13 protein-coding genes are annotated in these 15675 nt (G+C 49.2%); 10 read left to right on the plus strand and 3 right to left on the minus strand.

Features of this window, described 5'->3' with window-relative positions:
• Positions 1–41: 41 nt before the first annotated feature.
• Positions 42–437, minus strand: coding sequence for an SDR family NAD(P)-dependent oxidoreductase (locus ACTJKB_RS00005; protein ID WP_440831226.1), 396 nt, complete (start codon positions 435–437; stop codon positions 42–44).
• Between the two features lie 75 nt (positions 438–512).
• Positions 513–1340, minus strand: a complete 828-nt coding sequence (locus ACTJKB_RS00010) for a helix-turn-helix domain-containing protein (protein ID WP_440831227.1) — start codon at positions 1338–1340, stop codon at positions 513–515.
• A gap of 158 nt (positions 1341–1498) precedes the next feature.
• On the opposite strand from ACTJKB_RS00010, the gene ACTJKB_RS00015 reads away from it, so the two are divergent.
• The 10 genes from ACTJKB_RS00015 to ACTJKB_RS00060 all read left to right on the plus strand — a co-directional run bounded on the left by ACTJKB_RS00015 (position 1499) and on the right by ACTJKB_RS00060 (position 14336).
• A complete protein-coding gene (locus ACTJKB_RS00015) occupies positions 1499–2662 on the plus strand; it encodes a Gfo/Idh/MocA family protein (protein WP_440831228.1) in 1164 nt (387 codons plus the stop codon).
• Positions 2663–2684: 22 nt separating this feature from the next.
• Entirely contained in the window at positions 2685–3449 is a 765-nt protein-coding gene (locus ACTJKB_RS00020) for a sugar phosphate isomerase/epimerase family protein (RefSeq protein ID WP_440831229.1), read from the plus strand.
• Between the two features lie 21 nt (positions 3450–3470).
• A complete protein-coding gene (locus ACTJKB_RS00025; RefSeq protein ID WP_440831230.1) occupies positions 3471–4559 on the plus strand; it encodes a Gfo/Idh/MocA family protein in 1089 nt (362 codons plus the stop codon).
• Positions 4560–4596: 37 nt separating this feature from the next.
• Positions 4597–5631 carry a Gfo/Idh/MocA family protein gene (locus ACTJKB_RS00030; protein ID WP_440831231.1) on the plus strand — a complete coding sequence of 345 codons (1035 nt, stop codon included), beginning with the start codon at positions 4597–4599 and terminating at the stop codon, positions 5629–5631.
• Positions 5632–5705: 74 nt separating this feature from the next.
• Positions 5706–6218 (plus strand): peptide-methionine (S)-S-oxide reductase MsrA, encoded by a 513-nt coding sequence (msrA, locus tag ACTJKB_RS00035; RefSeq protein WP_440831232.1) that lies wholly within the window; start codon positions 5706–5708, stop codon positions 6216–6218.
• Positions 6219–6461: 243 nt separating this feature from the next.
• Positions 6462–7826, plus strand: a complete 1365-nt coding sequence (locus ACTJKB_RS00040; protein WP_440831233.1) for a glycoside hydrolase family 64 protein — start codon at positions 6462–6464, stop codon at positions 7824–7826.
• Between the two features lie 218 nt (positions 7827–8044).
• Positions 8045–9235 carry a cell wall-binding repeat-containing protein gene (locus ACTJKB_RS00045; RefSeq protein WP_440831234.1) on the plus strand — a complete coding sequence of 397 codons (1191 nt, stop codon included), beginning with the start codon at positions 8045–8047 and terminating at the stop codon, positions 9233–9235.
• Positions 9236–9312: 77 nt separating this feature from the next.
• Complete coding sequence (locus ACTJKB_RS00050) at positions 9313–12243, plus strand: insulinase family protein (protein WP_440831235.1); 2931 nt, start codon at positions 9313–9315, stop codon at positions 12241–12243.
• Positions 12244–12246: 3 nt separating this feature from the next.
• Positions 12247–12951 (plus strand): response regulator transcription factor, encoded by a 705-nt coding sequence (locus tag ACTJKB_RS00055; RefSeq protein WP_440831236.1) that lies wholly within the window; start codon positions 12247–12249, stop codon positions 12949–12951.
• The gene (locus tag ACTJKB_RS00060; RefSeq protein WP_440831237.1) at positions 12948–14336 is read left to right on the plus strand and encodes a sensor histidine kinase; all 1389 of its coding nucleotides are present in this window, start codon (positions 12948–12950) and stop codon (positions 14334–14336) included. Before ACTJKB_RS00055 ends, ACTJKB_RS00060 begins: the two co-directional genes overlap by 4 nt.
• A 787-nt stretch (positions 14337–15123) precedes the next feature.
• Here ACTJKB_RS00060 and ACTJKB_RS00065 read toward each other — a convergent pair.
• Entirely contained in the window at positions 15124–15609 is a 486-nt protein-coding gene (locus tag ACTJKB_RS00065; protein WP_440831238.1) for a DUF6803 family protein, read from the minus strand.
• Between the last annotated feature and the right edge of the window lie 66 nt (positions 15610–15675).

The following is a 15675-nucleotide window of genomic DNA, read 5'->3' on the forward strand; positions in this document are numbered from 1 at the left end:
TGTTCCATAAAAAATGCTCCCCATACAGTAACAGGTTTTTGTTATTTCACCTGTCCACTATATGGGGAGCATATCATCTCCGGGTTCTCCAAATCTCCTTCGGTTAATGTTTCCTTCGTGGTAACTGCTGAAGGCTGATTTCCCCCGGCCCCATTGATTAACAGATCACAAGGTCCCCAATGCTTCAGAACTTCAGCTGCGGCACTCCGCACGCTGCTGTCTTCTGTAACATCACAGGCCACAGAAAGGGCCTGTCCTCCAGCGGCGTTAATCCTGGCAGCAAGAGAGTCTCCTTTTGCTGCGGTGCGGTTAAGAATAGCGACCTTCGCTCCCTGGCGTCCTAATTCCTGTGCCATGACAGCGCATAAGACACCCGCTCCTCCGGTAATGACAGCAACTTTGCCTGCAAGTGCAGGCTGTAAGGCTAACTCAGCCATATATGGCACTTCCTCTCTGTAGGGTGCTGCGCGGAGGCGCAACCCAGGATGAGTAAACAAACAGTTAACAGGGATTTATCGTGTACTGCTCCGGTAGGCCGAAGGGGAGACACCGGTTGTTTTTTTGAAATACTTAGAGAAGTGGGCGAGCTCCATACCGACCTGCTCGGCGATATCGGAGATGCTGAAGCTGGTATAAGAAAGCTGTTTTTTGGCGAGCTCCATCCGTTTGAGCTGTACATAATGCATGGGGGTGACCCCCATGAATTTTTTGAAATAAGGGATGAAGTAATTCGGATGCAAATGCACCTGCTCCGCCAGCTCCTCGACCTCAAGGGGGCGCTTCAGCCGCTGGTCAATGTATTCCAGCACATGCGCGAGTTTGCCCTGATCACTGGTATGCAGCAGATCATCCATGAAATCAGAGTAGCCGCCAGCCTCCAGGCACAACGCCATCAGATTGAGCAACGCGGCCTGCACACGAATCGAGGAGAGAAAGCCCTCAGCCTGAAACAGTGAGATCATCTCAGTAAATACCGCCCGGACCGCATCCGGATCGGCAGCATCGCTGATATACAGCTTGTTCGCGGAATGAAACAGCGGCCACTCCCCGATGCGGGCATCGAAATGGCAATAGTAGCGGGTATATGGATGGTCTGGCGATGTTTCGGTAGTCTGTATGGAACCGGCAGGCATGATCATTAATTGCCCCGGTCTGGGATAATAAGAAACTCCGTTGATGATCACTTTTCCTTCTCCGCGGTCAATAAAATAAAGCCGGTTAAAAGAAGGTGTCTCGTTCGTGCGGTTCCAGCCGGGGTAACCTGTGGTGAGCTGGGCATGGGTCACGGTGACGTTCAAATTCTGCAGCAGGCGTCCAGTCATATTTCCCAATCGATCCATAGAGCACCTCCTTTTAGGTTGTTGTTTCTATTATACCGCTTTCATTTATCTAATACATCTTAATTATATACAAATACTCCTTAATTCCAGTCATGTTCACACCCGAAGATTAAGGTTATCCTCATAACATAAACTGAAATCAGGAAGTGATCATAGAGATGACAAAGGTACGTTATGGAATTATCGGCATCGGAAATATGGGCCGGGCTCATGCCCTGAGTCTGCTTGAAGATGTGAAAGGGGCGGAACTGGCTGCTGTATGCGATATCAGTCCTGAACGCCTGGAATGGGCAGTGGAACAATTACCGGAGAAGGTGAAGCATTTCAGCACGGCAACAGCGATGTTTCAGTCAGGCGCTATTGATGCCGTATTAATTTCCACGCCGCATTATGACCACCCTCCGCTCGCGGTAGAAGCGCTGGGCTACGGACTTCATGTTCTGATTGAAAAGCCTGCTGGTGTATACACCAAAGCGGTTCAGGAAATGAACGACGCCGCTGCTAAATCGGACCGCAAATTCGGTATTATGTATAATCAGCGGACCAACCCGCTGTACCAGAAACTCCGGGAGCTGATTCAGGCCGGTGAGCTTGGTGAGATCCGCCGTACGAACTGGATTATTACCAACTGGTACAGATCACAGAACTATTACGATTCTGGCGGCTGGCGTGCGACATGGGCCGGAGAAGGCGGTGGGGTGCTGCTGAATCAGGACCCGCATCAGCTGGATCTCTGGCAGTGGACCACAGGAATGATGCCGGTACGCATCCGGGCATTTTGCCACTTTGGCAAATACCGCAAGATCGAGGTCGAAGATGATGTAACCGCTTATGCCGAGTATGCGAATGGTGCCACCGGGCTATTTATTACCACAACCGGAGAAGCTCCGGGGACGAACCGCTTTGAAATTACAGGAGACAATGGAAAAATCGTCATTGAAGACGGTACGCTGACCTTCTGGCGGCTGCGTACACCGGAGCCTGTTTTCAACACTGAATTTAAAGGCGGATTCGGAGCACCGGAGTGCTGGAAATGCGAGATCCCGGTAGAAAAAGGGGATGGAGAGCAGCACAAAGGTATTTTGCGTAACTTCACAAATGCCATCCTGTTCGATGAGCCTTTGCTTGCACCTGGAGAAGAAGGCATCCATGGCCTGACACTCTCAAACGCCATGTATTTGTCCGCATGGACAGACAACTGGGTGGAGCTGCCGATCGACAGCGATCTGTTTCATGAGAAGCTGATGGAGAAAGTGCAGAATTCCACCTTCCAGAAGGATATAACTGCACAAACGACGTTGAATGTATCTGGAACACACTAAAACTCAAGGAGTGAAGCGACCTATGAAGACTTCAACGATTGCCGCGCAAATGTATACCCTAAGGGAGTTCACCCAGACTGCTGAGGGACTGCGTGACAGTTTTCTTAAGGTTCATGACATAGGCTATCAGGCGGTGCAGGTATCGGGTATTGGGCCGATTGATCCGCAGCTGGTGAAGCAATACGCGGATGAAGCCGGGCTTGCGATCTGTGCGACACATGTTCCCTGGGACAGGCTGGTGAACGATCTGGATGCACTGGCCGCTGAGCATAAGCTATGGAACTGTACATACATCGGGCTTGGAGCACTTCCGGGCGAGTACCAGACAAGTCAGGAAGGTTATCGGACATTCGCGAGGAAAGCCTCCCAAATTGCACATGTACTGAAGCAGAAGCACGGGTTGCAGTTTGTGTATCATAATCATGATTTTGAGTTCGAGCGTCTGGACGGCCTCACCGGCCTTGAAGTACTGCTGCAGGAGTCAGACCCGGGGGCGTTCGATTTTGAACTGGATCTCTACTGGGTTCAGGCCGGAGGAGGAAGTCCGGTGGATTGGATCAACAAAGTGAAGGACAGAATGCGGGTGGTGCATCTGAAGGATATGGCGGTGGTCGCGAGAAAAGCGGAGTTTGCTGAAATCGGCCAAGGCAATATGGATTACAGAGCGATCATTGAAGCCTGCCGCGAGACAGGAGTAGAGTGGTATGTGGTTGAGCAGGATGTCTGCCGCCGCAATCCGTTCGAGAGTCTAGAGATTAGTTTGAAGTATCTGCATACCTTGCTGTAATCAGATCGGGAGGGAAGAAGAATGAGCCGTAAAGACGGAATGAATTATGCTCCCAAGCATGAGGCTAAACCAGTTGTGGGACCGGGTGAATTCATAATTGCTGCAATTGCTCTGGACCATGGACATATTTATGGAATGTGCAACGGCCTGGTGGAGGCCGGAGCGCAATTGAAATGGGTATATGATCCGGATCAGGAAAAAGTCAAAACCTTCACCGCCGCATATCCGGGAGTCCGGGTGGCCAGATCTGCAGAAGAAATACTGGAAGACCCGGAGGTACGCCTGGTGGCGGCTGCCGCCGTTCCTTCCGAGAGAGGGCCGCTGGGCCTGCGTGTAATGGCACACGGGAAGGACTATTTTACAGACAAGGCGCCTTTTACAGCGATGGAGCAGCTGGAGGCAGTGCGGGTGCAGGCAGAGAAGACAAAACGTAAATATATGTGCTATTTCAGTGAACGGCTGCATGTGGAAAGTGCAGTATATGCAGGTCATTTGATCAGACAGGGCGCGATCGGCCGCGTGCTTCAGCTCATCGGAATGGGGCCGCACCGTCTGAATGCGCCCAGCCGTCCCGAGTGGTTTTTTCAGCGTGAGAAATATGGAGGTATTCTCTGTGATATCGGCAGTCACCAGATCGAACAGTTTCTCTACTATGCCGGCTGCCGTGACGCCAAGGTGCTGCACAGCAAGGTTGCCAATTACAACCACGCGGCCTACCCGGAGCTGGAGGATTTCGGAGATGCCACATTGGTGGGTGACAACGGAGCAACCCAGTATTTTCGCGTGGACTGGTTCACCCCGGAGGGACTCGGCACATGGGGAGACGGGCGCATGATTATCATGGGAACCGAAGGATACCTGGAGCTGCGTAAATACACCGATTTAGCCCGTTCGAATACACCGGATCATGTCTTCTGGGTAGACAGTCAAGGCGAGCATTATGAGCAGGTGGCCGGTAAGATTGGCTTTCCTTTCTTCGGAGAGCTTATTCTGGATTGCCTGCAGCGCTCGGAGCTGGCGATGACACAGGCCCATGTCTTTAAAGCGGCAGAGCTGTGTCTCATAGCACAATCGCAGGCTCTGAACCTTACACCGGATATACTCAGATAGCAGAATCTAACACAGACCAGAGCGGAAGGTGAACTGGATGAGTACAATAGGCGCAGCTATCATCGGCTGCGGGGCAATTGCTCCCCTGCATGCCAGGGCAATTCTATCAATGGAAGGTGCTAGGCTGGTAGCCGTTGCCGATGTAGATCCTGAACGGGCAGCACAAGCTGCACAGGACTACGGCTGTGAGTCGGTAACAGACTATAAGCAGCTTCTCGGGAGAACAGATATCGGCATAATCCATTTATGCACACCGCATCATCTCCACGCAGCGATGGCAGTAGAATTTCTTCAGGCCGGGCATCATGTTCTGACTGAGAAGCCAATGGCCATAGATGTCCCCTCTGCCCGGAGGATGCAGGAAGCTGCTGCGGTCAGCAAGGGACAACTGGGTGTTGTGTTTCAGAACCGCTATAATGAACCTTCCATACGGATCAAAGAAACCATTGATTCCGGCATTCTGGGCCAACTGATCTGCATGAAGGGGATTGTGACCTGGACCCGGAACGAAGCCTATTACACAGAGAGCAGCTGGCGCGGAAAATGGGCTACTGAAGGTGGCGGAGTCTTGATTAACCAGACGATCCACACCCTGGATCTGCTGCAATGGTTCGGTGGCGAAATCGCCTCCATTAAGGGAAGTGTGACCACAGACGTGCTGAATGAAGTCATTGAAGTGGAGGATACAGCACATGCCTGTATTCTTTTCAAGAATAAAGTACGCGGGCTTTTTTATGGTACAAATGCATATTCGGTGAATTCTCCGGTTGAATTAGAGCTTATCTTTGAACAGGGAACACTGCTACTGCGCAGAGACTGCCTGTACCTCTGGAAGGATGGCCATGAAACGCTGCTCAGTGAACCCCTGTCCACGGCAGTCGAAGGAAAGTCTTACTGGGGAACCAGTCACAACCGGTTAATCCGTGACTTCTACAAGCATATCAACGATGGCCGGAAATTCTGGATTGACGGGAACGAGGGGATCAAGGCCCTTGAGGTTATTGTTGGTATTTATACATCCTCAGAAGCATCTGAAAAAAAATGGGCCATGGACTCCCTCAAATTGACTTGAAACGGATTTAGCCTTATCTTCATAACATACGTTACTAATATGGCAGATGATAGACAGGGAGAGGGATACAGGTTATGGAACAGGCAATGTTTGCCGGAGGCTGCTTCTGGTGCATGGTAACACCTTTTGAGGAGCTCCCCGGAATTCATGGGATTGTCTCCGGTTACGCCGGAGGATCCGTAGAGAATCCGACCTATGAGCAGGTCAAAACAGGAACGACAGGCCATTATGAGGTAGTCCGGATCACTTATGATCCGGCGTTGTTCCCGTACGAGAAGCTGCTGGAGCTGTTCTGGCCGCAAATTGATCCGACCGATGACGGCGGACAGTTTCAGGATAGAGGGTCACAATACCGGACAGCGGTATTCTACTATAATGAAGAGCAGCGTCAGGCTGCGTTGTCCTCCCGGGAACAGGTAGCGGCCAGCGGCAGGTTCGAAGGTCCGGTAGTGACGGAAATTCTGCCGGCGCCGGTCTTTTACCGGGCGGAAGAATACCATCAGGACTATCATAAAAAGAATCCGAAGCACTATAAAGAGGACCGCGAGCAATCCGGACGCGACACCTTCATCACGAAGCATTGGTAAAGCTGGAATCGAATTTGAAAAGCCTTATACCTCCTGTATTATGGAGAATTAAGGCTTTTTTCTTTTTTTGCAGTATCCGATGGCGAAAACTACCTTATTATAACGTTTCACCCGAAATATGGTGCCTAAAACCGAAATTCTGCTCCTACTAAATGTGCTGTAAGGATACTATAATCAACACTGTAAACGCATACATTTATGGTGCGTGATAGAACCTATACCATTTAATGGAGGAAGATTGCGATGAGAAAAAAATGGCTAATGTCCGTACTCGCGCTTCTGCTACTGGTTTCCTGTTTCCCTTTGTTCGCCTCTAAGGCGGAGGCAGCCGATTACACGCAAGGTGTTGATTTGTCAGGATCCACGGCAACCATCTGGTTCAAATCAACTGTCAGCACGAGTTGGACTGATGTGCATTACAAGGTTAATAACGGTGCTCAGATGAATCTCCGCATGACTTACAGCAGCAGCAACGCCCGCTATGAACAAGCCGTAACGGGTGTTTCCAGCGGAACCGCAATCAACTATTCCTTCACGTACAACAATGGAACGCCTGCTTTTGACACTGGCTGGTTCACTTACACTGCCGGAACCACACCTACACCTACACCAACACCACCGAATCCTTCCGGGTCGATCTATTCGATTCCTGCTTCCTCCATTCCTACAGCGCCAAGCGGTTCATTGTCGCTTAAGGTAATGAACGGAACCGGCGGCGCATATCCGGACAGCCAGATCTACTGGGGGGTTATCGGCATCAATCCGGCCAACGGACAATGGAGTTATTTGGATCTGAATGGAAATCTGTTGCCGATCTCAACAGCTCTGAATGACGCTTCAGGCCATTTGACCAAGAATGGCGTGAATTATGCGAATATTTATCATACGGTCAGCCAGGCCTCTTGGGTGAACATGCCTAAAATCACTTCCGGCCGGATGTTCCTCAGTGTAGGTTCACCATTGTACATCAAAACCTATAACGACGGCTTCGCCGGACCGGATATCGACAATCTAACCGACCCGAACCGCAATATTTATTTTGATTTTGTTGAATTTACTGTCGACGCAACCGGATATCATGGCAATACTACCCGGGTTGACGCTTTCGGTTTCCCGATCCAGCACCGTCTGGTGAGCTTGTCCGGTTCCTACGACCAAACCGTAGGCGAATTGGAATCTGAAACCCGTGCCGGAATATTCACCAAATATCAGAACGAAGTGCCGGCCGCTTTCAAATCGCTGGCTACCGATCAAGCGCCATACCGGATCATAGCTCCGATTCATGGATCATTCGCTCCAGGCGGAGCGAATGCCAACTATTTCGCCGGCTATTCCGGCTATAGCACTAAGGATATTCTCCGCTGCGACGGAGCGCTAACCGATGCCGCAACTGCGGCTGCGATCAACCGCCATGTCTATACAACCAGCAATTGGAACAATGTAGCTAATTATTACAATGCTGCTCCAGCCAATTATTATGCGAAGTTCTGGCATGACCACAGCATCAGCGGCCTGGCTTACGGCTTCCCTTATGATGATGTCAATGGTCAAGCCTCTTATCTGGAGGTTGGCGATCCCAAAGGTCTGATTATCCGTGTAGCCTGGTAAAAAGAACTCCAAAAATGGCAAATCCGAATTCAAAAACGGCTGTAACGCCCAGTAAAGGGCGGGGCAGCCGTTTTTGTACGAAAAGAAAGATGCATAGAAATATTATCTCTCAGATAATAGTCATTCTTTAATTGTTGCAATTCTACATTCTTTCTACACAATTATCCGGTACACTTCTATTTACATTCGCGAGAGCAATGAAATGGAGGGATACACCGATGAAGAAAACCATATATAAAGCTGCTTTGACTTTATCGCTGGGTGCGGCGCTGGCAGGCTGTGCCGCAGGTAATAACTCACCTTCCGCGTCAACGGACACTCCATCACAATCAGCTATTTCTATACCCTGGATCGCTACCAAGAATACAACCAGAATCAATACCTCAGATCCGATCCAAGCGGCAGTGCTCGTATCTCAATCCCTGTGGACGGCGGAAACGGAGAACAATCGGCCTTCCAGTGTGGTACTTACCGATGTCAGCAGCTGGCAGATTGCCGCGGTAAGCACGGACTTGATCCATCATCCGAACAATGGTCCGGTGCTGTTCATCACCAAAGAGGGTATTCCGGAAGCAACGCTGATGGAACTCAGAAGACTTAAGCCCATGGGAGCGGTGAGTAACGATGGCGTTCAAGTGGTTCTTGTCGGACCAATAGCAGACGGTGTAGAAGATCAACTAAAGATCCTGGATTTGAAGGTGGATGCAATTAAGGGGGAAGATCCGGCTGAAATTGCTAAATCGATCGATGCCTATTATGAAAAAGTGTCCGGCTCGCTGCCGCAAAACGTCATTGTCAGCTCCGTGGACAGTCCTGAATATTCACTGCCTGCAGTCAACTGGATCGCGCATATGCCCGAGCCTTTACTCTATGTGAGTAAACGAAAAATTCCGGAAGCTACTGCAGAAGCCCTCAAAGCCCGCGGAGGTAAAGCGACAATCTACATTCTTGGCCCAACGTCCGCAGTTTCGGCAGATGTTGAGGCACAGCTTCAGGAATACGGAACGGTAAAGCGGATTTCCGGCGATGATCCTTACACGAACGCCATTGCTTTTGCGAAGTTTAAGGATGAAGCAACCGGCTTCGGCTGGGGCATCACAACGCCCGGACATAACTTATCTTTACTGACGGCGGATTCGACTATGCTGGCGATTGCAGCTGCGCCGTTGTCACACTTAGGCAAGCATGCTCCGCTAGTGTTCACAAAAAAAGATGGTATGCCGGATTCGTTAATGAATTATACAATGGAGCTTCAACCGAAATTCAAGGATTCTCCTGCGGAAGGTCCGTATAATCATGCCTGGCTGACCGGTGATACCGATACCCTTTACAGCGGTACGCAAAGTGAAATCGACGATATGCTGGAGATCTCTTCTGCCTCTGGGGAAGACCCTCACTCCGGGCATTAACTTAGGTTAGAACAATAAACCCGTAATATGATAAGCTCATAGAGAGAAGTACAGCCTTAATCAGAGGAGGACAATCTATGAGCAGCTTAAAAACAGGCAATGTCTATTCCGGATTTAAAGTCGTACATGAGGAATATATCCGGGAAATCGAATCCTCCGTATTTACGATGGAGCATCAGCAAAGCGGCGCAAGGCTGCTTTGCGTGCAGAATCAGGATGATAATAAGGTGTTCAGCGTCAGCTTTCGGACTCCGCCCGTGGACAGCACAGGAGTTTTTCATATTTTAGAGCATTCCGTATTATGCGGTTCGGATAAATATCCGGTCAAAGAACCGTTTGTTGAGCTGCTAAAGGGCTCGATGAAGTCATTTCTGAATGCATTTACATTTGCCGATAAGACCATGTATCCGGTGGCAAGCAGGAATGACAAGGATTTCTCTAACTTGATGGAGGTCTATCTGGACAGCGTGTTTAAGCCGAATATTTATAAGCAGCAGGAGATTTTTGAGCAGGAGGGCTGGCATTACGAGCTGCAGCATACGGAGGATGAGCTGATCTATAAGGGCGTTGTGTACAACGAAATGAAAGGCTCTTATTCCTCACCGGTAACGGTACTGCTGGACCGGATCAAAAAGTCACTCTACCCGGACACCTTATATCGTCATTCCTCCGGCGGAGATCCTCAGGATATCCCTGCATTGACTTACGAGCAGTTCCTTGCGGCGCACAGCAACTATTACCATCCGTCCAACAGCTATTTTTATCTCTATGGGGATGTGAACATCGAAGAGCGGCTGCAGTTCATCCATCAGGAATACCTCAGCCAGTACACCCGGAATGACTTCGATACCGCCATATCTATGCAGCAGCCGACAGGAATGACGGAATTTACGGCGGAATATTCCATTCTGGAATCAGAAACAGCTGAGGATAAGACCTATCTGAGCATGAACTATGTGATTGGAACCTCCTTGGACCGGGAGTTGAATCTGGCCTTTACTATTCTGAAAAACATATTGATGGACAGCAACGCTGCTCCGCTGAAACAAGCACTGCTTGAAAGCGGTCTGGGCAAAGACGCGTTTGCCTTCTATTCCGACAGTATGGTCCAGCCTCTGCTGGGTATTACACTGACCCACTCCAACCCCTCATCCAAGGCTGCTTTTCTTGACCTGATCAGAACTACGTTAAGCCGCCTTGCAGCGGACGGTCTGGATGAGAAGCTGGTGCTCGCCGCAGTCAACAGCAAGGAATTTGAACTGCGTGAAGCGGACTTTGACCGGTATCCGAAAGGGCTGACCTATAATATTGAGGTTATGAAGTCCTGGCTGTACGAAGGTTCACCGTCTGCCCATCTGGAATATGAAACTGTGTTTGCTGCCATCCGGGAAAAGTGTGCGGACCGTTACTTTGAACAGCTGATCGAAACATATTTGCTGAACAGTCAACATTGCAGTGTAGTCATACTTCAACCGTCGAATACCATTGCAGCCGAAAAAGAAGCATGTAACCGTAAGCAGCTTGCGGAATACAAAGCGTCTTTGACCCCTGAACAGCTCGATCAGCTTGTTGAGAACACGCAGAACCTGTTGACCAGGCAGAGCCGTCCGGACGCGCCTGAGGATCTCCAAAAACTTCCGAAGCTGTCCCTTCAGGACATTAACCGCAGCGCACTACCGCAAGTACCTACCCATGAATACACGCATAATGGCATAAAACTGATTCATCATGAGATTCCTACGAACCAAATTGCTTATATCAAGCTGTATTGGGACACTGGGGTTGTTGACACGGAGCAGATTTCTTATCTAGTGCTGTTGTCGAAGGTACTCGGCCAATTGGAGACAGACGCTTACAGTATTGAAGAGCTTACCAGTGAAATTGGGATCAAAACCGGAGGCATTCATTTTCAAAACGAGGTTTTTGGTGCCGCTAAAGATTCTGATGCCAATTATCAGCCTAAATTCAGTGCGCGCATAAAAGTGATGAAGGGGAACATTGGGAATTCTCTGCAGTTGCTCCATGAGTTGCTCTATGCCAGCAATCTGGATAACCTAATCAAGCTGCAGGAAATCGTCCGCCGGGAAGCCTCGAAGATGGAATCAATTCTGAACCAGAAAGGCAATGAAATCGCAGCCAGTCGTTTGCTTTCCTATTTCTCAGATCGGGGTGCGTATCAGGAACAGCTCGGAGGTGTGGCTTATCACCGATTTATCCGGGAACTTGCCCATACTATAGATCAGCAGAGTGAACGGCTCTCTGACACGCTCAAAGATATCTGCGCAGTCTTGTTCAACAAGCAGAATCTGATTCTGTCTGTGACAGGGGCTTCGGATATCTATGAAGAGTTCGCTGCGAATGTGGAACAACTGAGTCTTCAGGATCGGCAGGTGGAGCTGAAACCTGTGCTGAAGGCACAAGACCATGCCAGTAACGAAGGTTTCATGTCTTCAAGCCAGGTGCAGTATGTAGTTAAGGGATATGACTTTAACAAACTTGGATTTACGTATTCCGGCAAGATGCAAGTTCTCAAAAAAATCCTCAGTCTAACCTACCTCTGGAATGCAGTCCGAGTAAAAGGCGGGGCTTATGGCGGGAATCTGATTCTGCAAAAAGAGGGTATTCTCTTATTCACTTCCTATCGCGATCCTAATTTGCAGGAGACTCTGGAGATCTATGATCAGGCGTATCGTTTTGCTGAAAGCTTTGAAGCGGATGAAGATGAGATGACCAAATCGATTATTGGCACCCTGGCAATGTTTGACCAGCCGCTCAGTATTAGCGCTCAGAGACGGCGGGCGGACCGGCATTTTTTTGAACAGATTACCGGAGAAGAATTGCAGCAGGAGCGGAATGAAATCTTGTCTACTACACCAGAAGATATCAGGGAATATTCCGGGCTGCTAAAAGCTGTGGCGGAGAAGAACTACTTCAGTGTGGTTGGCAATGAAACCAGAATGAAATCGGCACAAGCCTTATTCGGCAGCCTGGAGGAATTAGTGAGGTAACGTATGAAAACACAAATTCTGATTATAGACGACGAATGGAATATGCGGAATTTGCTGCGTATCTATTTACAGAAGGAAGGCTTTGCCACTCAGGAAGCGGCGACAGGACACGAAGCGCTCCGTATGGTCGAACAACACACCTTCGATCTGCTGCTCCTGGATGTTATGATGCCTGACATGGATGGCTGGCAGGTCTGCCGTGCTGTACGAGAGCACACGCAGCTTCCCATTTTGATGCTTACCGCACGCTCGGAAACTAAGGACAAAGTGCTTGGATTGGGAATCGGCGCGGATGACTATCTGACCAAACCCTTTGAACCGGAAGAATTATTGGCACGAATTCATTCTTTGCTGCGGCGTTCATCGCTGACCCGGGCGGTCGAACCTCAGGAAGAGCAGTTGAATTATCCGGGCCTGCGAATCTCTCCTGAAGCACGGGAGGTCTGGATTGAAGGCCAGAGTGCTGATTTTACCATGAAGGAGTTCGATCTTCTGACAATGCTTGCACGAAACGGCCAGCGGGTATTTACCAGGGATGAACTGGTGGAACGTCTATGGGGCATTGATTATGGCGGAGAGGCACGCGTGATCGACACACATATCAAGAATATCCGCGAGAAGCTGCAAAAGGCAGGACTACCCTACAACCCGGTTCAAACGGTATGGGGACTGGGATATAAATTCCAAATTCCCGGCACTGTCGAATGAAAAACAACATCATCGGTTTTAAACTGGGAGTTGTGATCATGTCAGTGTTTGTGATTGTTTTGCTGTTTCTGGGGATAGCCATCGACCGGATGTTCAGCAGTTTTTATTATAAAGAAATGCAGACTGAGACCAATGAACTGGCTTCGCATTTCACTGTGATGGCTGAATCCAAGGATACGACCAGCGAACAAATGATGCGTACCTTTGCTGAATTTTCAAATGTGAGTATTTTTAACATTTCTCAGGACCAGAGCGTCAGTTTCCACTCAGGCTTGCATAATTCAGCTGACCGGTCATTTATTCATGCGGCAGATTTGGAACGGATTTTTTCCGGAAACAGTGTGAGCTTTCTCTATAAAGATCCCGGTGGAAACCGCTATTTCGTGACAGGACAACCCATTAAGGCAGGCCAGACCATCAGCTCTGCGCTTTATGTCATGTCTTCTACAGCCAGTATGGAGCAATCCATAGATTCGGTGCGGGTTATCCTGCTGCTCTCGGGAATAGGGGCTTTGGTGCTGGCGCTGGGAATCACCTGGATTATTGCCCGGGTGCTGTCGCGTCCGTTGGTGCAGATGCAGAAGGCTACCCGCAAAATTGCGGCAGGAGAGCTTGAGACCAGGCTGACGATCAGCAGCAATGATGAGATCGGGTATCTGTCCGCTGCAATCAACGACCTTGCCATTGACCTGCAGCGCTATCGAGACACCCGGCAGGAGTTTCTGGCAAATATCTCACATGAACTGCGGACACCGATCACCTATCTGCAGGGCTATGCCAAGGTATTGAAAGGTGAATTGTACGAGACGGAAGAAGAAAAAAAGCTGTATCTCGATATTATTGACCAGGAGGCGCACCGTATCCAGCACCTGGTGGACGATTTATTTGAGCTCGCCAAGATGGAGGAAGGCAAAATTCCGCTTCACATGGAAGACGTGGACTTAAAGCCGATCGTGGAGCACGCGGCCCGCAAGCTGGAATTAACCGCCAAAGAAAAAGGCCTCAGTATTACAGTTTCTTATAGCGGCCAAGCTGTTGAAGTTCACGGGGACCGCAAACGGATGGAGCAGATTGTGATGAATCTGCTGGAAAATGCCGTGCGTTATACCGACGAGGGCGGGATTAACGTCCAGCTGAATACTACACCCGACGCCGTACTTTTCATCGTAGAAGATACCGGGATTGGGATTCCTGAAGACGAGCTTCCGTATATCTTTGACCGTTTTTACCGGGTGGAGAAGTCCCGCTCACGACAGTACGGGGGCACTGGCCTTGGACTTTCTATCGTGAAGAAGCTGGCCGAGCTCTTGGGCGGTTCGATCCGCATCACCAGTGCAAATGGTATGGGCACACGCTGCGAGGTCAGGTTTCCAAAGCGTAGTTGAGAACAGTATAAATCTTGACTGTGAACCAAAACTAAATAAACCCAATTGGAACTAATTGAATTCGACCGAATCGAACTTGATTGAATGGAGTCGAATCTATTCTGAATGTTATAAGTTTCGCATAAACTTTTGGTTTTCAGCATGATAAAGCCTGCACGTGGTTTGGATTTTTCTCTGTACATTCACGAGTGTTGCGGACCGTATATCCCTTATTTGGTCGGATCAGGCGATTCTTTAGATCATACGGACACAGATGACGTTACGTAGCCTGTTCCTCTTCAATTCAGGAGGGAATGCACGAAATAACGCCTCCTGAGTCCGTATATGCTAAAGAAACAAGTGTATTCGCAAAAATAACGCCTTCTCTGTCCGTAACATTCTGCATTCTTAGACGATAACGAGTTACCAGATCACATTATGCACAGCCTAATGCTTCTAAGCTCCCCATAAATTGCATGTATTCTATAGTATCCCTAGCAATAAAAAAAGAACGCGCAACCACACGCGTTCTTTTCCATTTTCCTATCCCCTTCGGATGGAAAATTTAAAACTTTGAGAAAGGTAGAGAGTAACGGAGTGGAATTTTGGAACTGTAGGAGCGGCAGCGTCCGCCTAAAAGCTTTCCGAAGGAAAGCTCGCATCGGAAGCATATACTGTTACCGGATTTCAACCGCGGTCAGCGGTACAAATCAAGAAATCTGGTAAAAACAGCGGCCGAAAGTCCAAACATTCCCGCAGTTACGGCCATATACCTTTTCGCTAGTTTTTTCTATTTTCCAAACATCGCTCAATGACTCATCCCAGCCATCCCGCCCATAATCTCAGGATTAACCATCCCGAAGATCATCGCGATATGCGCTACCACTAGAAAGCCGCTGATCAGGATGAAATGCAGTCTCAGCTTGTTTTCCTCACTTTGCTTACGGGCAATGAGTCCAAGGTCCAGCAGGGCAAGGGGCAACAGGAAGATGACACCGCTTAAGTAAAAGCTTACCGCTACTACGTCAACCCAGGTATGCCATTCCCCGTTCGCGGTAATCGGAACAAAGGCGGTAGGGAATAAATACAGAAATACTCCTGTAAAATACAGCCCGGCAAGTATGCTGCATACCCGGTTAAACGCTCTAAGCGGCCCGCTCTGTTTTTTGGTGAACAGAATAATAAATTCGGTCACTGTGATTGTCTCAGCAAAGATGACCGGAATCGCCATAAAAAGAATCAAGTTCCATGGCTGATTATCCGCTAGCAGGGACATGTAATGCGTCATGTTCATGTTCGTTCCTCCAATAGATTAAATAACTGTCATGATCATGTTAGTAAATAAGTGTGTGGAAAGTAT

The sequence above is a fragment of the Paenibacillus sp. 22594 genome, assembly GCF_052044425.1.
Lineage (GTDB): Bacteria > Bacillota > Bacilli > Paenibacillales > Paenibacillaceae > Paenibacillus_AQ.